The 21,844-nt window shown below is 61.4% G+C and carries 21 protein-coding genes and 1 pseudogene; 14 read left to right on the top strand and 8 right to left on the bottom strand.

The window, feature by feature from the left end:
* Window positions 1-13: 13 nt before the first annotated feature.
* Window positions 14-1,501, bottom strand: a complete 1,488-nt coding sequence (locus RPF88_RS31745) for an aldehyde dehydrogenase (RefSeq protein ID WP_337124028.1) — start codon at window positions 1,499-1,501, stop codon at window positions 14-16.
* On the opposite strand from RPF88_RS31745, the gene RPF88_RS31740 reads away from it, so the two are divergent.
* From RPF88_RS31740 to RPF88_RS31730, 3 genes are all read left to right on the top strand, one after another.
* Entirely contained in the window at window positions 1,442-2,386 is a 945-nt protein-coding gene (locus RPF88_RS31740; protein ID WP_337124027.1) for a tyrosine-type recombinase/integrase, read from the top strand. The genes RPF88_RS31745 and RPF88_RS31740 overlap by 60 nt on opposite strands.
* A 671-nt stretch (window positions 2,387-3,057) precedes the next feature.
* Window positions 3,058-4,530: a protein adenylyltransferase SelO gene (locus tag RPF88_RS31735; RefSeq protein ID WP_275954783.1), complete on the top strand. Its 1,473-nt coding sequence runs from the start codon at window positions 3,058-3,060 to the stop codon at window positions 4,528-4,530.
* Window positions 4,531-4,856: 326 nt separating this feature from the next.
* Entirely contained in the window at window positions 4,857-5,369 is a 513-nt protein-coding gene (locus RPF88_RS31730) for a YciE/YciF ferroxidase family protein (RefSeq protein ID WP_063170775.1), read from the top strand.
* 607 nt (window positions 5,370-5,976) lie between these two features.
* Here RPF88_RS31730 and RPF88_RS31725 read toward each other — a convergent pair.
* Both RPF88_RS31725 and RPF88_RS33485 read right to left on the bottom strand, forming a co-directional pair.
* Window positions 5,977-6,282, bottom strand: a complete 306-nt coding sequence (locus RPF88_RS31725) for a hypothetical protein (protein WP_013525146.1) — start codon at window positions 6,280-6,282, stop codon at window positions 5,977-5,979.
* Window positions 6,236-6,439 carry a hypothetical protein gene (locus RPF88_RS33485; RefSeq protein ID WP_275955479.1) on the bottom strand — a complete coding sequence of 68 codons (204 nt, stop codon included), beginning with the start codon at window positions 6,437-6,439 and terminating at the stop codon, window positions 6,236-6,238. Before RPF88_RS33485 ends, RPF88_RS31725 begins: the two co-directional genes overlap by 47 nt.
* A gap of 565 nt (window positions 6,440-7,004) precedes the next feature.
* On the opposite strand from RPF88_RS33485, the gene RPF88_RS31715 reads away from it, so the two are divergent.
* From RPF88_RS31715 to RPF88_RS31670, 10 genes are read left to right on the top strand one after another with little or no spacing between them, the layout of a single operon-like run.
* Window positions 7,005-7,709: a heme-binding protein gene (locus tag RPF88_RS31715; protein WP_337124026.1), complete on the top strand. Its 705-nt coding sequence runs from the start codon at window positions 7,005-7,007 to the stop codon at window positions 7,707-7,709.
* Entirely contained in the window at window positions 7,706-9,586 is a 1,881-nt protein-coding gene (locus RPF88_RS31710; protein ID WP_337124025.1) for a methanol/ethanol family PQQ-dependent dehydrogenase, read from the top strand. Before RPF88_RS31715 ends, RPF88_RS31710 begins: the two co-directional genes overlap by 4 nt.
* Window positions 9,567-10,436, top strand: a complete 870-nt coding sequence (locus RPF88_RS31705; protein WP_337124024.1) for a substrate-binding domain-containing protein — start codon at window positions 9,567-9,569, stop codon at window positions 10,434-10,436. Before RPF88_RS31710 ends, RPF88_RS31705 begins: the two co-directional genes overlap by 20 nt.
* Entirely contained in the window at window positions 10,433-10,966 is a 534-nt protein-coding gene (locus RPF88_RS31700) for a c-type cytochrome (protein WP_013525142.1), read from the top strand. The genes RPF88_RS31705 and RPF88_RS31700 overlap by 4 nt, the downstream gene beginning before the upstream one ends.
* A gap of 14 nt (window positions 10,967-10,980) precedes the next feature.
* Window positions 10,981-11,973, top strand: coding sequence for a cytochrome c oxidase subunit II (gene coxB / locus RPF88_RS31695; RefSeq protein WP_063170892.1), 993 nt, complete (start codon window positions 10,981-10,983; stop codon window positions 11,971-11,973).
* Window positions 11,970-13,946: a cytochrome c oxidase subunit I gene (gene ctaD, locus RPF88_RS31690; RefSeq protein WP_337124023.1), complete on the top strand. Its 1,977-nt coding sequence runs from the start codon at window positions 11,970-11,972 to the stop codon at window positions 13,944-13,946. The genes coxB and ctaD overlap by 4 nt, the downstream gene beginning before the upstream one ends.
* Window positions 13,943-14,548, top strand: a complete 606-nt coding sequence (locus RPF88_RS31685) for a cytochrome c oxidase subunit 3 (RefSeq protein WP_013525139.1) — start codon at window positions 13,943-13,945, stop codon at window positions 14,546-14,548. Before ctaD ends, RPF88_RS31685 begins: the two co-directional genes overlap by 4 nt.
* A 1-nt stretch (window position 14,549) precedes the next feature.
* Window positions 14,550-14,891 (top strand): hypothetical protein, encoded by a 342-nt coding sequence (locus tag RPF88_RS31680; RefSeq protein WP_013525138.1) that lies wholly within the window; start codon window positions 14,550-14,552, stop codon window positions 14,889-14,891.
* A complete protein-coding gene (locus tag RPF88_RS31675) occupies window positions 14,888-15,766 on the top strand; it encodes a cytochrome c oxidase assembly protein (RefSeq protein WP_024504617.1) in 879 nt (292 codons plus the stop codon). Before RPF88_RS31680 ends, RPF88_RS31675 begins: the two co-directional genes overlap by 4 nt.
* Complete coding sequence (locus tag RPF88_RS31670) at window positions 15,747-16,163, top strand: c-type cytochrome (protein ID WP_337124022.1); 417 nt, start codon at window positions 15,747-15,749, stop codon at window positions 16,161-16,163. The genes RPF88_RS31675 and RPF88_RS31670 overlap by 20 nt, the downstream gene beginning before the upstream one ends.
* Before the next feature lie 71 nt (window positions 16,164-16,234).
* Here RPF88_RS31670 and RPF88_RS31665 read toward each other — a convergent pair whose 3' ends face one another.
* The 5 genes and pseudogenes from RPF88_RS31665 to RPF88_RS31645 form a co-directional block, all read right to left on the bottom strand.
* Window positions 16,235-17,074 carry a DUF3618 domain-containing protein gene (locus RPF88_RS31665; RefSeq protein WP_024504619.1) on the bottom strand — a complete coding sequence of 280 codons (840 nt, stop codon included), beginning with the start codon at window positions 17,072-17,074 and terminating at the stop codon, window positions 16,235-16,237.
* Window positions 17,071-17,463: a phage holin family protein gene (locus RPF88_RS31660; protein ID WP_013525134.1), complete on the bottom strand. Its 393-nt coding sequence runs from the start codon at window positions 17,461-17,463 to the stop codon at window positions 17,071-17,073. The genes RPF88_RS31665 and RPF88_RS31660 overlap by 4 nt, the downstream gene beginning before the upstream one ends.
* A complete protein-coding gene (locus RPF88_RS31655) occupies window positions 17,460-18,068 on the bottom strand; it encodes a hypothetical protein (RefSeq protein WP_013525133.1) in 609 nt (202 codons plus the stop codon). The genes RPF88_RS31660 and RPF88_RS31655 overlap by 4 nt, the downstream gene beginning before the upstream one ends.
* Window positions 18,069-18,386: 318 nt before the next feature.
* Window positions 18,387-19,225 (bottom strand): annotated as a pseudogene (locus RPF88_RS31650) (manganese catalase family protein).
* Between the two features lie 171 nt (window positions 19,226-19,396).
* On the bottom strand, window positions 19,397-20,512 hold the full coding sequence (locus RPF88_RS31645) for a hypothetical protein (RefSeq protein ID WP_164752036.1): 1,116 nt from the start codon (window positions 20,510-20,512) through the stop codon (window positions 19,397-19,399).
* Window positions 20,513-20,670: 158 nt separating this feature from the next.
* Here RPF88_RS31645 and RPF88_RS31640 point away from each other — a divergent pair, with 158 nt between their 5' ends.
* Window positions 20,671-21,843, top strand: coding sequence for a glycosyltransferase (locus RPF88_RS31640; protein ID WP_024504622.1), 1,173 nt, complete (start codon window positions 20,671-20,673; stop codon window positions 21,841-21,843).
* Window position 21,844 lies beyond the last annotated feature (1 nt).

Below are 21,844 nucleotides of genomic sequence, written 5' to 3'. Positions count from 1 at the left end.
GTGTGGGTGATGCTCAGCGCAGGCGGATGACAAATGGGTCCTGCATGACCCCGGAATAATCGATCATGATGTTCTTCAGCCGCGAGAACTCCTCCATCACGTCGAAGCCTCCCCTGCGGCCATAGCCGCTTTCCTTGAAGCCGCCATTGGCCGACATGAAGGACGAGGCGCGATAGGTGTTGATCCAGACAGTTCCGGCATCGACATTGCGGGCAAAGCGCAGCGCGCGGTCGATGTCCTTGGTCCAGATGCCGGAGGACAGCCCGTAGCGCGTGTCGTTGGCGAGCGCGGTCATCTCCTCTTCCGACGAGAAGGGGATGACGCCGACGACCGGACCGAAGATTTCCTCCTGCATGAAGTCCATGTCGTTGCGGGCGTCGACCATGACGGTTGGCTCGAAATACCAGCCTTCCGCGAGCTCGGCCGATTGCGGTCTGCGGCCACCGGCCGCGATCTTCGCCCCCTGATGGACGCCCGAGGCGACGTAGCTTTCAACTTTGGCAAGTTGTGCCGACAGCGCCAGCGGACCCATGTCGGTATCGTCATTCAGGGGGTGGCCCACCCTGACCCGCTTGGCGCGCTCGACCAGCGCGTCGACGAAACGGTCATAGATACTGGCCTCGACGAAGCAGCGCGATCCGGCAACGCAGCTCTGGCCGGCGGCCGCGAAGATGCCGGAGACGACGCCGTTGACGGCATGGTCCAAGTCGACGTCGGCAAAGACGACCTGAGGTGATTTCCCGCCAAGCTCCATCTGGCACGAAACCAGGTTTGCGGCCGCGTTGGTGGCGATCCGCCGGCCGGTGGCCGTGCTGCCGGTGAAGACGATCTTGGCGATGTCGGGATGACGCGTCAGCGCGTCGCCGGCGCTGGTGCCCGTGCCGGTCACGACATTGACGACGCCGGCGGGGAAGCCGGCTTCCATGATCAGTTCGGCCAGCGCCAGCGTCGAGGCGGTGGCGTGTTCGGACGGCTTGATGACAACGGTGTTACCGATGGCAAGGCACGGCGCCAGCGTGCCGGTGAGCAGCATCAGCGGTGAATTCCATGGCGTGATCATGCCGACGACGCCGAGCGGTTCGCGCATATTGAAATTGAGCATGTCGAGCTTGTTGACGGGGATCGTGTCGCCCAGCAGCTTGTCGGCCATCCCGGCGAAATAGCTGTAGGAGTCCGGCATGGCGCGCATCTGCGCCCGCATCTCCTTTAGCAGCTTGCCATTGTCGCGCGTCTCGATCAGCGCCAGTTCGTCGGCATGTTCGAGCACAAGCTGCGCCAGGCGGTAAACAAGCTTGCCGCGGTCGGTCTGGGTCATGCGGCGCCAGGCCGGATCGGCAAAGGCTGCCCGCGCTGAAGCGACTGCGGCATCGACATCGGATGCGTCGGCCTCGGCCAGCTCATACCAGGGCCTGGCGGTCGTTGGATCGTAGCTTGGAATATATTGCCCGCCTTTCGGTGCGACGAAACCGCCGCCGATGAACAGCTGCTGGCGGGAATTCACCCGCTGAGCGGGCCGGTCAATCCGGACTTTTCGACGAAGGGTTCATTACCATTCGCGGCCATGAAGCGGGCTCACGTCAAGGAGCTTCGTGATACCCGGTCAGACGCTCCGGGGGCAGCCAACAATATTACAAAAGCCATTAGCGCAATGTTCGCCTGGGCCAAGGATGCCGAGCTGGTCGAGGTCAATCCGGCAAACGGAATAAAGCGCCTGACTTCGGGCAATGGCGAAGGTTTCCACACCTGGGAAGTGTCGGAGATCGTCCAGTATGAGAAACGGCATGCGCGCGGCACCATGGCTCGTATGGCGCTGGCGATTTTCATGTTCACAGGTTTGCGACTGTCCGATGCAGCAATCTTTGGCAGACAACACATTACCCAGGTTCGCAACAAGGATACCGGGACCTGGGAGAAGTGGATCAGGATCAAGCCTGGCAAGACCGACAAGAGCAAGGTGCGCAAGGAAGCGATTGTCGTCGAACTGCCTCTGCTCCCAGAACTCGAGGATGAGCTTTCCTTCGCCCCGGCCGGCAACTTGACATTCCTCGTCACCGAGTATGGTCGGCCTTTCTCGGAAAACGGCCTTGGCAACAAGATGCGCCAATGGTGCGACGAAGCGGGGCTCCCGGGCTGCAGCGCCCACGGGGTCCGCAAGGCAGGCGCCACCGTTGCCGCAGAAAACGGTGCCACGCATGAACAGCTGAAGGCGATTTACGGCTGGACGACGTATCAGCAGCCCGATCATTACATCCGCAAGGCACGCCGCCGGGTAGTGGCGCAGTCTGCCCGGACGCTATTGGTATTCGATCGAAACGAGAACGAAAATGTCCCACTTTTGGAGGGGGTGGACGAGAGCGGGACAAAAAAGTACAAAAAACCCAATTAAATCAACGGCGGCGAAAGCCGATGGTGGGCCCGGAGGGCCTTCCACCAGGGAAGGCTTCGGTTCGGGCCCGCCATGCTCTCCTCGAACGTAGCGGCTATGACGCCAAGGATGGCATTTGAAGGACCCCCTTAGGGTGATTGTGTCCAATGGCGCGCGATCGCTTGGATCAAAAACGCGGGAACGCGACCTTATCTTCTTTGATCTCGCCTGATGACATGCCCGTACGGATCCGCCCGGCGAGCGTATGGGTTGCGGCCAGCGTACCGTCGGGGACATCATCATAAAACTGACGTCCGCCATTCGGGAGGCGCCCCAGCTGCAACGTAGTCTCGACAGTTTTTCCTTCGCCTGCGGCCTAGTACGGCCATGAGGGTGACCCGACAAGATCGTCGTCATGGACAATGGATCCACAAGGCCTTCTGAGGTCAAGACAGCAGAAGGGGTCAGCTTGCCTGTCGCCTTTCGTCGCACGGTAGCCCCGAAACGCGACGTAGGCGGGTAGTTCAAAGCTTATCCGGTGCCGGCCTGATGGATCCGAATGGTACCAGCGAGATTGTGTCCTATATGACAAGTGAAGACAGTCTCCTCGAGACGGGAGCTGTTGGGTCCTTCCGTCAGAGCCAGATTTCATGACGGCACCTGCGACCGCCGAATAAACCCAGGGCATTCAGATGCGGCTTCTCGCCCTCAACAACAGCTATGCGCAATTGCCCGAGCGCTTCTTCGCGCACACGGATCCAAAGCCGGTGTCCGAACCGCGGCTGATCCGATTCAACCGGCCACTTGCGGAGGAACTCGGGCTCGATGCCGACCAGCTTACCAGCCCGGATGGATTGGATATGCTCTCTGGCCATAGATTTCCGGAAGGCTTGCAGGCAATCGCCCTGGCCTATGCAGGTCACCAGTTCGGAAACTTCGTGCCTCAGCTCGGCGACGGGCGCGCTCTGCTGCTTGGCGAGGTGGTGGACGTTAACGACATTCGCCGTGACATCCAGTTGAAGGGATCGGGACCGACGCGGTTCTCGCGCAATGGCGACGGCCGCGCAGCCGTCGGCCCGGTTCTGCGCGAGTATGTCGTCAGCGAAGCAATGGCCGCGCTGGGCATTCCGACGACTCGAGCCTTGGCGGCTGTGCTCACCGGGGACCCGGTATATCGCGAGGTCCGGCTGCCCGGCGCTGTCCTTACAAGAGTGGCGGCCAGCCATATCCGGATAGGCACCTTCCAATATTTCGCTGCGCGCCACGATACCGGAGGCCTCAAGATCCTCGCCGACTATGCCATTGAACGCCATTTCCCGCAGCTGGTCGGGCAAGCGCGGCCGTACCGCGCTTTGCTTGAGGCCGTTGTCGCTGCACAGGCCGATCTGGTGGCGCGCTGGATGCTGGTCGGCTTCATCCATGGCGTCATGAACACCGACAACATGACGATCTCGGGCGAGACGATCGACTATGGCCCATGCGCCTTCATGGACGCCTATGACCCGAGCGCGGTGTTCAGTTCGATCGACCGTGTCGGCCGCTATGCCTATGCCAACCAGCCTCATGTGGCGACATGGAATCTTGCACGCTTTGCCGAGACTCTGCTGCCGCTCATGAGCACGGACGAGAGTGAAGCCGTCTCTGAAGCCGAAGAGGTGCTTGGGTCTTTCCAGTCCTCATATGAGACTGTGTTGCAGCGCGGCTTCCGCAGAAAACTCGGATTGCTGACCGAGGCGGAAGGCGACTTGCAGCTCGCGGCTGATTTTCTGGATGTATTAGCTCGCGGCGAAGCCGACTTTACGCTCGCCTTCCGGCGTCTGGGCGACGACCTCGCCGCCCCGGACGATCAGGGCGGGGCGCGGCAGTTGTTTGAGGATCCAGGCGCATTCGATGTTTGGTCGGCGCGCTGGCGCGAGCGCATCGCAAGCGATGCTGCCGACACGGCCGCGCGCCGGGCGGTCATGCATGCCGTCAATCCCAAATTCATCCCTCGCAACCATCGCATCGAGGCTATGATCCAGGCGGCGCTGGGCGGGGACTTCACACCTTTCGAGGAGATTTTGAGGGTCATCAGCCGGCCCTTCGATGAGCAGCCGGACATGGAACGCTATGCTGACCCGCCACGCCCGGATGAACGCGTCCTACAGACATTCTGCGGCACATGAGACATTGAATGATGGCCGGTTAACGTGTGCAAATGCGGAAGACCCTTCGCAAGCTACCGTCGTGAGTAGTCGGAAGCGTCTGATCTATGACGATTATGGACTCACGGAAGCTTGTCGATCACCCGTGCCGATGCTTCCACCGTTGCAGCTAGGACTACCTGAGCGTCGGGCGGCGGGTGCTGGGAGACAGATCTTGAGCGTCAAGGCTCCGCAATAAATTGGTCGCGTTCAATTTCACTGCAATCAGAGAACACCCTCCGGAACCAGTTGCCCCGCATCGAGTTGCTATTCCGCCTCGCTTTTGAGCGCGAACGGGAGAACACAGGATGGCACCCACTAAGAAGGCATCACCGAAGGGCCTGAACGAACTTTTCCACGACACGTTGAAGGACATCTATTTCGCCGAAAAGAAGATCGTTGCGACGCTGCCGAAAATGGCAAAGGCCGCTCAAAGCCCAGATTTGAAGGCGGCGTTCGAAAAGCACCGCGAGGAAACGAAAGAACACGTTGCCCGGCTCGAACAGGTTTTCGAAGTGATCGGCAAGAAGCCGCAGGGAAAGACGTGTGCGGCTATTGTGGGCATCACCGATGAAGGTGCCGAGATCATGGAGGAATATAAGGGCACACCTGCCCTGGACGCTGGCCTGCTGGCTGCGGCCCAGGCTGTGGAGCACTACGAAATCTCACGCTATGGCACACTGAAGACCTGGGCCTCCGAACTGGGGCTGGATGAAGCTGTTTCGCTCCTCAATTTAACCCTTGGAGAGGAAAAAGCGACCGACGAGGCGCTGACACAACTCGCTGAACCGGCTGTCAACATGGCTGCCGAAAACGTGTAGTAGCCCCACCAGGCGAAGACTGGCCCGTCGCTACGCGAATCTCACGGGAGGTATCAATGGGATATCTAGGTACGCTCGTTTCAAGACTACTCGGCAAGAAGCCCGGCCCCGCTGGCAACGGCGATATGCGCAAGTCGACTGGCGCGGGTCCTGCAATAGCAGCGCATTCGAAAGACGCGAAGACAACGGCGCCGACCGGCCAGAACCGATCGGCGGCAGCAAAAGAAAAATGACCGACGCCGTAGGAGCGTAGTCACTGGACAGCCAACAATGCGCCCATTTCCGGTCAACCCTTTGAAGCAGGCGGTTCGGTCCTGTCCAGACTGACCCCGTCAGGTCGACTCGCAAGGCTTGCAAGCAGTAAAATAACAGTGTCATCAGTACAAACATCGACAAACGGTCTAAATGGTTGATGGAACGTATGTTATATTTCCTTCCTCTCTAATTCGACCGATGCGCAATATTATGCCCTACAGAAGACCCACTGAATGAATTACGCAGGTCCAAAGGATCGTAATTAAACCTCTAATAGGCCATTCCAGATTTCGAATGCAGTTCAGCTCGGGAAGGAGGGTGGCAAAACCCAATCCCGGAGGCGCCTGGACCTTTAGACCAATGCTATCGGTAGGTAGCGGATGATGATCTCGTCCTGCCGGAAACGGCGCTCCAACTCCGCTCGGCGCCTTCGCCAATCGGGCAGATCGACTTCTTCCGTCATCACCTCGAAGATGACAATCTCGTCCATGTCGGACTCTTTTCCCTCCCTCCATACCCCTTCCGCGGGCGTCCGAAAATACGCGGTGACACCTTTGAACGTATTGGCGAGTTCGTCCTTCACACGATCGAAGTCTTCCTTGGCGAAGGGCTCACCCGCGTTGTCGGAACGAGGAAGCAGGATCTGGACAAGGTGCATGCGGCCGCCTCCAAGCTCTTCCAACGGCGGCGACCGGCATCATGTTCCATCGGCTGACGCTGCGGGCAAAGGCGCAAATGTGAACCAGGCTGACAGGAAGTTCCTGCATTCCGTGACTCCAGATGGGAATCCTGGCCTTGCGTGAAAGTGCTGCCACCCGCAGCCAGCCCGTGACACCGCCGCAGTTGGAGGCGTCTGGTTGGATGTAGGCGAGCCTCGACCAAGCAAAGGCGTGCCCGAGTCCTCAAGACATGCAGGTTTTCTCCCATTGCCAAGGGCCGACAGGTTGCCTTGGCAATGCTGGCGCAACGTTCATAGGTGCCGGCACAATGGGCAGGGATCAGTCAGCCCGTCAACTGCCTGTTTTGGCTACGTTTATTCCTTCTCGCCGGGTGTCGTTTGCATCACAATACACGTATGACAGTAGGTACCACGATCTCGGCCGCGGATATTGCGCCGGCGACACGGACAGACGGCAACCTTGCATCGGCGCACGCGGCTGCGCAATTTTTTGCAAAAGCAGGAACATAGCTGCATCGCCCAAGTTAAATAGCGACGGCATTGGACCACGGACTCATTTTCGCATTTTCCAGGCTGCCAGAATGCTCCGGGGTTCTTTGATGCTCGAACGAATGGGCAGGACAATGTATCGCTGTCGGCGTTTGCTATCAGCCTTTGGTCTGGTGTTGTTGACGAGTGGCCTGTTCCCACTGGGCCAAGCCATGGCACAGGCGCCCTGCCCGGCCGACCACGATAAGCTGGTCGCCGCACTCAAGGCCAATGTGAAAGCAAGCGGCGGACCTGCCAACGGAGGCTTTGAGACCAACGAATGGGCCGCTGTCGTTGCTCGCGACGGCGCGGTGTGCGCGATCGCTTTCAGCGGTCCCACCGCCGATTCGCAATGGCCAGGCAGTCGCCTCGTCGCGGCGGAGAAGGCCAATACAGCCAATGGGCTCAGCCTGGCGCAAATGGCCCTATCGACGGCCAATCTCTACGCGGGGACGCAGCCGGGCGGGCCGCTTTTCGGCTTGCAGGAGACCAACCCGGTCAACCAGGCCGCAGCCTACGCGGGCGATCCCAAAACGTTTGGAAGTGTCAGCGATCCTCTCGTCGGCAAGCCAATCGGAGGCGTCGTCGTGTTTGGCGGCGGGCTTGCCCTCTATGACGGCAAGAGCATCGTCGGAGGCCTCGGGGTCTCAGGAGATTCCTCATGCGCCGATCACAATGTCGCCTGGCGTGTTCGCGCGGCGCTTGGCCTCGACAAGGTTCCCGCCGGGGTCAATCCCAATCGCAAGGACGCCATCGTCTACGATGTCGATCCCGGCGGCAAAAGCGCCTCGGGCTGGGGCCATCCGCTTTGTGCCGGCACCGAGGCTGACATCGCGGCGGAGCTCGGCGCCGGCGTGGGAGGCTCGATCCACAAATGAAAGGCATGCTGCACCCGCCACCAGCGCGCGTTGACGCAGGACAAGGCGCCCGCGCATTGGCGACCGAGAATTCCTTTCGCACGGGCATACTCTCGGTGATGCTGCTGGCATGCGGCCTGTTTCTGAGCGGTGCCTCGGAGCCCGCATCGGCGGCGGCTATCGCGCCGCCCGCCGCCGCGGCGCCACCCGATGACGGGCAATGGACAATGCCGGCCAAGAACTACGCGTCGACCCGCTTCAGCGAACTCAGCGAGATCAACGAAGGCAACGTCAAGAACCTGCAGGTCGCCTTCACCTTCTCGACCGGCGTAAACAAGGGCCAGGAAGCAGCGCCGCTGGTCGTCGGCAACAACATGTACATCGTCACGCCCTTTCCCAACATCGTCTACGCGCTCGACCTTTCCAGGCCCGGCGCGCCGATGAAGTGGAAGTACGAGCCCAACCCCGAGCCGGCGGCACAAGGAGTGGCCTGCTGCGATGTCGTCAACCGCGGAGCGGCCTTCGCCAACGGACGCATCTTCTTCAACACGCTGGACGGCCACACGATCGCGCTCGATGCCAATACGGGCAAGCCGATCTGGAACACTCATATCGGCAACATCAACATCGGCGAGACCATCACCATGGCGCCGCTGGTGGTGAAGGGCAAAGTTCTGGTCGGCAATTCCGGCGGCGAAATGGGCGTCCGCGGCTGGGTCAAGGCGCTGGATGCCGGAGACGGGCATGTTGTCTGGACGGCTTATGGCACTGGACCCGACAAGGATGTGCTGATCGGCCCGGACTTCAAGCCCCACTACGACATGGACAGGGGCACAGACCTTGGCGTGACGACATGGCCACCGGAAGCCTGGAAGATCGGCGGCGGCAATATGTGGGGCTGGATCTCCTACGATCCGGACTTGAACCTGATCTTCCACGGCACAGGCAATCCAGGACCGTGGAATCCGGATTTGCGGCCAGGCGACAACAAATGGACGTCCGGTATTTTCGCGCGTGACGCCGATACCGGAGCGGCGAAGTGGTTCTATCAGTGGAGCCCGCATGACCTCCATGACTATGACGGCATCAACGAGCAGATCCTTCTGGACATGACCTGGCAAGGCAAGCCGCGCAAGGTCCTTGTCCGACCGGAACGCAACGGCTACCTCTATATCCTCGATCGGACCACTGGAGAGGTGCTATCGGCCACAGCCTATGGCCCGGTCAATTCCAGCAAAGGCGTCGATCTGAAGACCGGCCGCCTGATTGCAAATCCCGACAAGAGAACCGGCACCGGCAAGGTGGTCCGAGACATTTGCCCGACAGCGTCCGGCCTCAAGGACTGGCAGCCATCGGCGTTTTCGCCGAGGACCGGCCTGCTCTACATCCCCCACAACAATCTCTGCATGGATGAAGAAGGCGTCGAGGTAAACTACATCGCAGGCACGCCCTATGTCGGCATGAACGTACGCATGATCCCCGGGCCGGGCGGCAATCGTGGTGCCTTCACCGCCTGGGATGTTGCCGCCGCCAAGCCGGCCTGGGTCCTGAAGGAGAACTTTCCGGTATGGAGCGGCACCGTCGTCACTGCCGGCGATGTCGTCTTTTACGGGACCATGGAAGGCTGGTTCAAGGCGGTCAGCGCCAGGACCGGCGATCTGCTTTGGCAGTTCAAGACATCGTCCGGCATCATCGGCCAGCCAATAACCTATCGCGGCCCCGATGGGCACCAGTATGTCGCAATTCTGTCAGGCGTCGGTGGCTGGGCCGGCGCCATCGTTTCGGGCGACTTAGACCCACGCGATGCCACCGCGGCACTTGGCTTCGTCAACGCGATGAAGGATCTGAAGAACGCTACCACGGCGGGAGGCACGCTTTATGTGTTCCGGCTGCCTTGATGGATTGAACTTGACCGTACGTCCGGCGCGAAAGGCGTTCCAACGGGTGGCGATCGGCATGGCCGGGCTCGCCTTGTTGCTCTTTCCGGCTGTTGCCAACGCACGTGAATTGAGAGTGTGCGCCGACCCGAACAACATGCCGTTTTCCAATGCGGCCGGTCAAGGCTTCGAGAACAGGATCGCGGAAATTGTCGCCACTGATCTTGGCGCCAAGCTGACGTATACCTGGTGGGCGCAGCGCCGTGGCTTCATCCGCAACACGCTGAAGGCAGGCCTTTGCGATCTCGTGCCCGGCACGCCTGCCAATCTCGAAATGCTGCGCACCACCACGCCTTACTACCGTTCGTCCTATGTCTTCGTGACCCGCCAGGGCGGCCCGGACGTGACGTCCTTCAACGACCCGCGGTTGCAAGAATTGCGCATCGGTGTTCAGCTCATCGGCGACGATGGCGCCAACTCGCCGCCTGTCCAGGCGCTTGGCCGCCGCGGCATTGTCGGGCACCTCATCGGCTACCCCGTCTATGGCGACTACTCTGCTCCCAACCCGCCGGCGCGCATCGTCGAAGCTGTCGCGAACGGCGAGATCGACCTTGCCGTGGTCTGGGGTCCGCTCGCCGGCTATTTCGCGCAGAGGCAAAAGGTGCCGCTTCGGATCACGCCGGTCACGCCTCGCATCGATGGACCGCAACTGCCGCTGATGTACGACATCTCAATGGGTGTTCGACGCGAGGACGATGCGCTGCGTGGCGATGTGAATAGCGCGCTTGCCCGACACAAGGCCGAGATCGACGCGGTTCTGGCGCGATACGGCGTACCGCGTCTGGACATGGCCGGGAGACCGGCCCGATGAGGCGCGCTCTGGCGATGTTGCTGCCCTTGACACTGGCCCTGGTCGCCTGCCAGCGCGAGGAGCGCGACACGCGACCGCAATCGGCGCTCGGCTCAGGTGAGCAGCCGACGCCTGTGACCACGTTGGAGCCGGGCGGACAGCGACCCTCCCCCACAGACAACAAGGCGGCGAGCTTCGAGGCCAACGCCTTCCACATGAGCGAGGGCAAACGCCTGTTCGGCTGGTTCAACTGCTCGGGCTGCCATGCCAATGGCGGTGGCGGCATGGGTCCGGCGCTCATGGACGAGAAGTGGATCTATGGCAGCTCGATGGAAAGCATCCACGCCACGATCCGCGACGGCAGGCCCAACGGGATGCCAAGCTTCGGCCAGAAGATACCCGACGACCAGATATGGGAGCTGGCAGCCTTCGTGCGCGCACTGGGCGGCAACGCGCCGTCTTCCGCCGCGCCGCAACGCAATGACGACATGATGGTGCATCCCTCGGAAAACCGCCTGCCGGATGCCGCGACACTGGGCAAATCACCGTGAAGCGCCCGGCCTCGATGGCCTTCGCCTTCTGTGTCCTGTTTCTGCAGGGATGCGCAGGCTGGCAGTCGGCGCTTGACCCGAAGGGCCCCGCAGCCGGCGAGCTGGCCTGGCTCATCTGGTTCTTTACCGCGCTTTGCGCGGTTGTTTGGGCGCTGGTGATGATCGCTCTCGCAGCACCGCTGGTCATGCGATCGCGTTCCGGCGATGAACCCCTCCTACTCGACGAAGCGGCCGAACGCGGCAAGATGCGCGTGGTCGTGTCCGCCGTCGGAGTGACCACCATCATCCTGATCGGACTGACGCTGCTAAGCTTTTTCGCCAACAGGACGCTGGCTGCGATCGGCTCGGAGGCTGCGCTGACAATCAGGGTGACCGGGCACCAGTGGTGGTGGGAGGTGCGCTACGAGGATGCTACGCCGAGCCGCATCCTGACGACGGCAAACGAGATTCATATCCCTGCCGGCGAGCCGGTGCGGCTGCTTTTGACCTCGACCGATGTGATCCATTCCTTCTGGATCCCAAGCTTGGCCGGCAAGCTCGACCTTATCCCGGGCCACATGAACGTGCTGGATATCAAGGCGGACAAGCCAGGCGTCTACCGTGGTCAATGCGCTGAATTCTGCGGTGCGCAGCACGCCAACATGGGCACCTTGATCATCGCCGAGCCGCGCCCGAAATTCGATGCCTGGCTGAACGACCAGTTGCAGCCGGCCGGCGCGCCGGCGAGCGGCGAAGCCAAGGTCGGTGCGGACCTGTTCCTCAAACGCCCCTGCGTGATGTGTCACAGGATCGGGGGGACGCCGGCCGGCGGAACGGTGGCTCCCGATCTCACCCACATAGCCAGCCGGCAGACGCTCGCTGCCGGGACCTTGACGATGAGCCGCGGCAATCTCGCCGCCTGGATAGCCGACCCGCAAGGCATCAAGCCCGGCTCCCACATGCCGGTGGTGGAGCTCAGCGGCGATGAGCTCAATGCCGTGGTCGCCTATCTCGAGGGTCTGAAATGAGCAGCGCGGATCTCACAAGCCAACGCGACCTGCCGCCGGAGCGCAAGGTATCTGCAAAAGGCGACATCGCGCCCGAGCATGACGGACCGCGCGACACCGGCATGGATGATGCCGGCCTGCATCGCTGGCTCGAGCGCACCTGGCGGACGCCATCCGGCATCGTCGGAGCCTTGTCGAGCGTCGATCACAAGGTGATCGCACGACGCTATTTGATCACCGCTTTCGTGTTCCTTGGTCTTGGCGGCCTCAACGCTGTCGTCATGCGCATCCAGCTTTCTGGACCGCAACGCGGGCTGATCGGGCCCGACCTCTACAATCAGCTGTTCACCATGCATGGCGTTACGATGATGTTTCTGTTCGCCGTGCCCATCGTGCAGGCGACCGGGATCTACCTGGTGCCGCTGATGGTCGGCACCCGCAACGTCGCGTTTCCGCGCCTGAACGCGTTCAGCTATTGGGTCTACGTCTCGGGCGGCGCTTTCGCCTGGGTGTCCTTCGCCCTCAACATGGCCCCTGATGTGGGCTGGTTCGCCTACGTACCGCTGTCCGGCCCCGAATTCGCACCGGGCAAGCGGGCTGACGTCTGGGCGCAGATGATCACCTATACCGAAGTGTCGTCACTGGCCGTCGCGGTGGCGACCATCGTCACGGTCTTCAAGCAGCGAGCCCCCGGCATGTCGCTGGACAAGATCCCGCTCTATGTCTGGGCGATGCTGGTCACTTCCTTCGTCGTCGTCTTCGCGATGCCGGCGGTGATGATCACCTCGACTTTCCTGATCCTTGACCGGCTGGTTGGCACGCACATCTTCAACCCGGCCGAAGGTGGGGATGCTCTGCTGTTCCAACACCTCTTCTGGTTCTTCGGCCATCCGGAAGTTTACATCATCTTCCTGCCGGCGACGGGCATGGTGTCCTCGATCATTCCTGTTTTCGCCAGGCGACCGACATTCGGTCATCTCGGGCTGGTCCTGTCGCTGATCGCGGTCGGCTTCCTTTCGTTCGGGCTTTGGGTCCATCACATGTTCGCCACCGGCCTGCCAAAGCTTGGCGCCAGCTTCTTCACCGCATCCAGCATGATGATCGCCATCCCGAACGGCGTACAGATCTTCTGCTGGCTGGCAACATTATGGGACGGCAGACCGGTGATCCGAACTCCGTTGCTGTTCGTCTTCGGCTTCTTCTTCATCTTCGTCATCGGCGGGCTGACGGGCGTGATGCTCGCCTCAGTGCCACTGGATCTTCAGGTCCACGACACCTATTTCGTCGTCGCTCATTTCCATTACGTGCTGATCGGCGGCTCGGTGTTCCCGCTGCTTGGCGCGGCTTATTTCTGGTTCCCGAAGGTCACCGGCCGCATGATGAGCGAACGCCTCGGGCGGTGGCATTTCTGGCTGGCCTTCATCGGGTTCAATGCAGCCTTTTTCCCGATGCATCTGGTCGGCCTGTGGGGCATGCCACGACGTGTCTACACCTATCCGGCCGAGCTTGGCTGGGGCAACATCAACCTTTTCATCTCGGCTGGGGCGTTACTCTTCTTCCTGAGCTTTGTCCTGTTCACCTTCAACCTTGTGCATGGCGCGTTGAAAGGCACCTCGGCCGGCAACAATCCGTGGGACGCAGGAACCTTGGAGTGGGCAACATCCTCGCCGCCGCCGAGCTATAATTTCGCACGCATTCCCATCGTGACTCATATCGAGCCGCTCTGGGCCGAGCGCGAGGCGCTCCCTGTAGCGACCGGGCTCCGCGTCGACGCGCGCGAACTCCTCATCTCGACCGTGGCCGAAGCTCATCCCGACATTCGCGAGAAATCGGCCGCCCCTTCGATCTGGCCGCTTTTAGCGGCGCTGGCCGTCGGCGGCACGTTTCTCTATTCAATCTTCACGCCCTGGGCGATCGTCTGGGGCGCCGCGCCAATCGCCATCACGTTGATCGGATGGTTCTGGCCCAAGGGCGATCCGGAGGACGAGGAATGAAGCAGCGCGCCGCCGCCGATCTTTCTGGCCTGCCCACCTTCGGGCACGGTCCGCGCAGCCCGACCTGGTGGGGCACGCTGGGTTTCATGGCGCTGGAAGGCACGGGCTTCGCGCTGGCGGCCGGCGCTTATCTCTACCTTGCGCAGTCATGGCCAGACTGGCCCCTCAGCGCACCGCGCCCGAACCATTGGCCCGGAACGATCGTCACCATTTTGTTCATCGTCAGCCTTGTGCCTAACCACATCCTCCACCGCTATGCCAAGCAATGTTCGATGGTGCCGGTGCGGATCGGGCTGATGGTCATGTCGCTGCTCGGCATCGCTCCGCTCGTCGTGCGCTGGTTCGAATTCCCGGCCCTCAACATCTATTGGGACACCAATGCCTATGGATCGATGCTCTGGGTGCTGCTCGGGCTGCACACCACCCATCTCATCACCGATGTCGGCGACACCATCGTGCTGACTGTGCTGATGTTCACGCGCCACGGCTATAGCGGCCGTCGCTTCGGCGATGTCGGCGACAATGTCTTCTACTGGGACTTCGTGGTCCTGACCTGGATTCCGATCTATCTGCTCATCTACTGGGTGCCGAGGCTAGGCTGAGATGCGTGCATTACGCCTGGGAACGTCTTGGGGTGGTCTTCTGTCAGGGCCGCTGGCGTGGGCGGTCTCGACACAGCTGAATTATGCGCTGGTGCCCTGGCAATGCAATCGCCAGGTGCCGGTCGTGCTTCCCGTGGCGCTGCTGCTCGTCTTGTTGTCGCTGCTCGGCGGGGCGCTGTCGTGGCGGGCGAAGCGGCGAGGCGGTGCCGCATTCAAGCCGGAGCGTACGCGCGCCACAGAGCGCTTCGTCGCCAATCTCGGCATGCTGTCGGCCTTGCTGTTTGCGCTTGTGATCCTCATGCAAGGCAGCGCGGCGCTGATCCTGGATGAGTGCCTGCGATGAATCTGGACGGGCTGTTCTCTACTTCCATCTGCTACGGCGCCGGCGCACCCGAGGCCGGGTGGACGCTCGCGCTGCCCATCACCCTGCCACTTGCCGTGCTTGCCCTGATATATGTCGTTGGAGCTGGCCGGCTTTGGCGGCGCAGCAGCCGCGGCAGGACTCTGCGGCTGCGCCAGGCTCTGCTGTTCACGGCCGGATGGGGCGTGTTGACGGCCGCGTTGGTCAGCCCGATTCATGCACTCGGTGAGCAGATCTTTGCGGCGCATATGATCGAGCATGAACTGCTGATGGCCGTGGCGGCGCCGCTGCTGGTCTCCGCCAGCCCGGCTGCGGCCTTGATGTGGGGATTTCCCGCCGGGGTCCGGCGCATTCTTGGAATGGCCGGGCACGGCAGATGGCTGAATGCGGTTTGGTCTTTCGTAACTCGACCGCTCAGCGCGACCATTGCCCACGGCCTGGCCATATGGATCTGGCACCTTCCGGCGTTGTTCGAGGCTGCGCTCGAACGCGGCGTGATGCACTATGCACAGCACGCGAGCTTCTTCGGAACAGGGCTGCTGTTCTGGTGGGTACTCTTGCCGCGTCCCGGCCGCCAGCATGCCTATGGGACCGCAGTGATGCATCTTTTCGTCACCTCGCTGCACACTGGCCTGCTTGGCGTGCTCCTGCTGCTCTCGCCGCGGCTCTGGTACCCGCAGAACGCGGTGGGTGCGGCACTATGGAATTTGAGCCCCCTGGAAGACCAGCAACTTGCCGGGCTGGTGATGTGGGTTCCCGCTGGACTGATCTATGGCGGCGCAGCGCTGCTGCTGGCCGCGCTGTGGATCAAGGCGAGCGGAAGGGGGGAGGCTGCGCATGCCTACGAGCTTGTCTAAGCTGCTTGCCGGCGCCAGCGCCGTGCTGGTGCTGCTCGTTGCGGGCGTGGCCGGAATGACCTGGTGGTCCGATCAGGCGGCGCACATCCGCCACGAGGCGGAGGCGGCCACGGGAGGTGACATTGCGCGCGCCATGCCGATCATGACTGCGAATGGTTGTTCCGGCTGCCATACGATTTCGGGCGTGCCGGGCGCGCAAGGGCAGGTCGGTCCACGCCTCGACGCCAGTCTTGCTGACCGCACCTTTATCGGCGGCGGGCTGGCCAACAATCCAGAGAACCTGATCCGCTGGATACGATCTGCCAGGGAAATCAATCCGCGCACGGCCATGCCATCGACCCGAATTTCGGAGCAGCAGGCGCGCGATATCGCGGCCTACCTCTACGCTCTGAAATGATTGAGCGGTTCATCGTCTGAACAACAACGCCGGCCCTTCTGACGAGACCGACTATCGTTGATCCATTCAAGCTAGGTTTGACGCTGAGATGGATCGGAAATCCGTTCACGCACGGCGTGCTCGGTCTTGTCTGCTGTGGACTTCACGATCTCGCCGAGCTGATCGGCGATCGTGTCTGCTTCCATATGTTGCCGGCCAGCTTCCTGCTTGATGGTTCCATAGGCTTCGGCGGCGACCTGCTTGGCCTCGTCGAGACCCCTGTCGAGCATGGTTTCGGCGGTATCGCGAAGCTTGTCGCCATAGGCGCCTAGCTGCTCATCCTCCGTTGCGGTGTGGGGCAGCATTGCACCTATGGCGGCGCCGATGGCGAGACCCGCGGCCGCTATGGCCAAGGGCTGGTTCTCCAACAGATCTTGCGCGGAGCGGGCGGCTTTCGCCGCCATGTCGCCGGTCACCGATCTTGCAGTGGCCGTGCTGCCCGTCAAACCCTCCGCGGCGCTGCTTGCCGCGCTGGAAACGGTATCGCCGACGCTGGTGGCAGCCGATGACAGAGATGCGGCGGCATCGGAAAGCGTGCTGCCCAAGCCTCCACGTTCCCGTTCATCATGTCGTCCCGGCGCCGAGGGCATTGAGTAGCCAGCCGAACCGCGGGCGGTGTCTGCGGTACCACTGCCGAACATCAGCCAAGCCAGACCCGCTCCCACCATGGTGACCGGCAAAGGATTGTCTCGGACCTGCGTTCTGAGGTTGGCGAGCATGGCCGAACTCTCCCCTCCCGAGAACAGCCCGGTGAACTCATCCAGCAATTGTCCCGGCGTCATCCTGCCTCGAATGGATTCGGCGGTCTCCATCACCCGCGCACGGGCTGCCTCGGCCTCGCGTTCAAGTTCGGCTGCGGATTTCTCAGTCATCTCACTTGTTCCTTGATCACGCTCGCGTCGCGCTTGAGCTGTTCCTGGGTGCGGTCGGGGGTAAGTTCCGAAGGCGCCATGCTGGCCGTCCCGGTCCGCAGCAGGATAATGCCGAGGGCCGCCACGACCACGCCGACCAGCAGGGAAGACCACCCCGCGCCAAGTCCTGCCCGCGTCAGTGCAATAACGAGTGCCTGCAGCAACACCATTAGCGCGGCGAGCAGGCAGATCGCGCCGCCCAGAACTTCCGCGGCACCTGCTCCGGCTTTGGCAAGCTTTTCAGAAAGCTCGGCCCGAAACAGCCTGGCCTCGGTTTGCACCAAAGTGGTGACATTCTGGGCCAAGTCGGTGATCAGCCCGGCAAGGCTTGGGTTGTCCTGGGTGTTCATCTGTCCTGCTCCGCGCTCTGCATAGCCCCATCATCGCCGACGACGCCCGAATCCTGCGACCGATCAGCGGACCAACCTTGTGCCTGATCGGTGTGGGATTTGAGGTCTCCCGGCGCATCCTGAAATTCTCGACCCGCCGGCGGCGAGGCCTTGATGAACCGCCCGAGAGCCAATCCGGCCAATACCGATCCGGCAAGCAGGACACCGGGATTTTGCCGGCCAAAGGACTGCACGTCCTCCAGGACCTGGCCGAACGGCTTCTGTTTCAATGACGATGAAAGCCGCTCCAGGCCACCGGCAGCATCCAATGCGAACTTCGATGCGTTCCTTTCATCGTTGTTGGCCAGGTGGTCACTGGCCGCGCGCAGTGCGCCGCCCAGCGCCGCCAGGCTCGATCCGATGTCGCGCTGCGCTTCCTGCGCCTTGTCGGAGATGACCTCCCTGGCTTCAGATGCATAGTCGCCAGCCTTGCGGGTCACCTCGTCACGCGCGTCGTGAAGCAACTCGCTGGCACGCTCATTTTCCTGGCGAAGCCTTTCGGAAACGTCGCTTTTCGCCTTGTCGAAATCGGTGGGCTGTCCGCCCTGATCGTTTTCATGCTGCATGGGGCCACCTAGTGAAGACCGAGGAAGGAGAGGACCGCCAGCACGACAACGATAACGCCGATAAGATAGATGACACTGTTCATGTGCACGTCCTCCGTGGCTGTCCAACTTCGCGGAGCCGGCGATGTTCCCTAGGTGAAGCATTTATGTCGAAGCGGAAATGGAGAGCTTCGTCAGGCACGCACCAGTCACCAATGGGTCGCGCTATCCCTCGTGCGGAGCGCCAGTTGCTCGGTACCACCGGGTGCGCCCGACTCCGCAGGAGCCGCTAGCAGGAGACAGCCGAGTGCCGGCTGCCTCCGGCATTGCTATCTTTGCCTATTCGGCTGCCCGCCTGTCGATCATCTGCTCGCTCTGGGCGCCGGAACTTGGCCGAGGCGGCGACAGCATGGGCTCCTCGCCCATTGGCGAACCGGCGACCAGGGAGAACTCGCCCTTGCCGTCCATCGACGGTCCTTCGCTCCAACGACCCTGCGCTGGTTCGACACCTTCGACGAAGCAATTGATGAAGGCATAGGATACGTCCTGATGCTCCTTTTCCTGCGGGAAGGAGTTGGGGACCGGCAGAGACGCGTTCAGTCCGCCCATATCTTCGATTGCCGCGAGCCACTGCTGTTGGTGCATGGTGTCGCGCGCAATAAGGAAGGACAGCATGTCCTTCATGCCGGGATCGCTGGTCATGTTGTACAGGCGGGTCGCAAGCACGCGGCCGCTTCCTTCCGCGGTGACGTTTGCGACCATATCCGCGGCAAGATTGCCGCTGGCATAGACATGCGAAGCATTGAAGGGAACGCCGTTGGCGTTTTCAGGCAGTGCGGCCAGGCCGGTCGACAAGATATGGCGGAAGTTCATCCCGTTGAGGACCGAGCCGCCGACCGTGTCCGACGAGATGTCCTCCTGCGTGGTGCACCCTCAAGATTGAGGGCGACCGCAGTCGCCAGCATTTCGATATGGCCGAGCTCCTCGGTCGCCGTGTTCAACAACAGGTCGCGGTATTTGGCCGGCCCGCGGCATCCCCATGCCTGGAAGAAATACTGCAAGGCCACGCGGATCTCGCCTTCTACTCCGCCGATGGCCTGCTGCAAGGCACGGGCAAAGACTGGATTGGGCGTTTCCACACGAACCGGGTACTGCAATTTCTTGTCGGTGTAATACATGGCTGACTCCTGGTTGGAAGTCAGCCGAACCTCAGCTCTGATGCATTGTTCCGTGCGAGGAACACTTAATTGCGGCAGTTTTCCGCGGGAATGTCTCGAGCCACGGACGCTTATTCGCAATGCGAGCCGTCCAGTTCGTTGATGCAGTCGCTACGAGTGGCGCCGACCGGATCACGCGACCCTGGAAAGCAGAGCGACGTCACATCTGGCCAAGCCGTAGCGCCACCGATGATCAGTCGTGGCGACCCGGCTCTGATAAAACAGTGAAAGCTGGCTGCCTTCGATCATCACTGTCGAGTGGCCGTTCTCTCCCGGCTGGCCTGGTTCCAGCACCGGGCCGATCGAGACGTAAGGTCCAGCAACGTTATCCGCGATGGCAAAAAACACGCGTTGCCGGTTCCCGCGAAGGCCATTGGGCAGAAAGCAAGTGGCATTGAGAAGCACGCGACCGTCCGGCAATTCGACCAGTTGTGCGCCCTCAATGCCCCATTCATAGTCGGGATCCTCTCTCGTGTTGTGGTGAGGCACATCATTGTGGTCGAGGATCTTGCCGATCCGCTTCCAGGGACCGAACCATGAGTCGGATTGGCTGCGTGCGAGATAGATGTCGGGCTGCGGCACCCTGGTGAATTTTGGCATGGCGGAATAGACGAGGTAGCGCTTGCCGCCAATAAGTGCGGGATGCGGATCGTAAATGCCATCTTCCTCCGTGTCCGGGATCGCGAGGATGGCGGGGCTAAGAACCACCCACTGGAACCCGTCATTGGAAACCGCATGCTCGCAGCGGCCGCCAGACTTCATGAACTCGGTCTGGATGAACATGTGAAAGACGCCGCTTTCGTGGATGACCCCCGGAGCCGCAACACCACTCCCATTGATTGGAAGCTCGATCGACTGATGCTCGGTCCACGGCCCATAAAGGTCCGGCGCCGTGGCGTGCAGTATCGTCCACGTTTCGGTGGTCACCGTGCCGCTCGAGCCGAAGACGTGCCACAGGCTGCCATCAAAGACGGGGCAAGGGTCCTTGAGGTCATCCACGCTTTGCGGATGAAACAGCGGAAAAACGTTGGTCGCAAAGTCGATCTTCATATCAGCCCCGGAATTCGCCTGGCACGGACTCGCCAGCGATGCGGGCGAATCAACTTGATGTCCTGCGCATTTTATAGCCAGCGACTTCAACGCAAATACGGCAGGTCCGTTCTCCACCGACATTCCCCCGTCGCTCACGCTTTCAAAGCCCGGCGATGCGCGGCGGGCGTTCTCAGCTTCGCGGAAATATGGTCGCATTCGTGATCCGAGCGGTGACCGAGAGCTCTTCACTTCACCTTGGAACAACTCACGCGCTGGAAAGTTAGGAGCTGGCATCGAAGTCTATTTCTCCTCGATCCGCGCTTAACAAATGTTAGTCGTAACATAAACTAAAGATTACGGGAAGGAACATCTCAATGGAAGCAGCCTTGGGCAGGGTATCCGCCAGTAAACACACTGGCAGGGAAAATCTACTGGTTTGCTTCTCCCACTTGCGATGGAATTTCGTTCATCAACGGCCGCAGCATATCCTCACCCTCGCATCCGAGCAGCAGAGAGTGGTCTACTTTGAGGAGCCTGTTTTCGAAGAACTGCCACAGCCGCAGATGCGGACGAGCGAGGCATCGCCAAACATCCTGATCGTGACACCAGTGCTGCCGCTCGGCGCGTCGGCCGCGAAATCAGATGCCGTGCAGCGGAGGTTTGTTCAGCAGATCATAGCTTCTATGCCGCACAGCCGGCTGATCGCCTGGTATTACACGCCGATGGCTCTCCGCTTCACGGAGTTTCTTGACCCAGACATATGCGTCTACGACTGCATGGACGAACTCTCCGCTTTCAAGAATGCGCCGCCCGAACTGGCGCAGATGGAAAAGGCACTTCTGCGCCGCGCCGATCTCGTTTTCACCGGTGGCCTGAGCCTGTTCGAGACCAAGCGCCGCCTGCATCAGGCTATTTACCCCTTTCCGAGCAGCATCGACGTGAAACACTTTCACAAGGCAAGGCTGCCAGGAAAGGACCCAGCCGATCAGGCCGGCATTCCTCACCCGAGGGTGGGGTATTTCGGCGTCATCGACGAGCGGCTGGACGCCGGACTCGTGGCGCTAGCGGCGCGGACGATGCCGGACGTGCATTTCGTCATGATTGGCCCCGTGGTCAAAATCGATCCTGCAATCCTGCCGAAGGCCGACAACCTGCATTGGTTGGGTGCCAAGGCCTACTGCGACCTGCCCGATTATCTGCGCCATTGGGATGCCGGCTGGATGCCGTTTGCACTCAACGAGGCGACCCGGTTCATCAGCCCAACCAAGACGCCAGAGTTCCTGGCTGCGGGCCTGCCCGTAATCTCGACGGCGATCGTTGACGTCGTGCGCAGCTACGGCGCTGCTGGACTGGTGGAAATCGCCGACAGTGACGACTTGGAGAGCAAGCTGCGCTCCATGCTTTTGCGACCGCGTGAGATGCTGCTGCCGCAAGTCGATGCCTATCTGGCTGACATGTCGTGGGAAAGAACATGGACGGCCATGGCCGCTCACATTGAGGGCGCCTACCGACGCAAGAAGGTCGTCCCGTTGCGCAGGAGCGCATAGC

The organism is Mesorhizobium sp. ISC11 (assembly GCF_037162595.1).
Classification (GTDB): domain Bacteria; phylum Pseudomonadota; class Alphaproteobacteria; order Rhizobiales; family Rhizobiaceae; genus Mesorhizobium; species Mesorhizobium ciceri.
The sequence above is the reverse complement of the archived record's forward strand: the minus strand, read 5'-3'. Positions and strand labels throughout refer to the sequence as shown.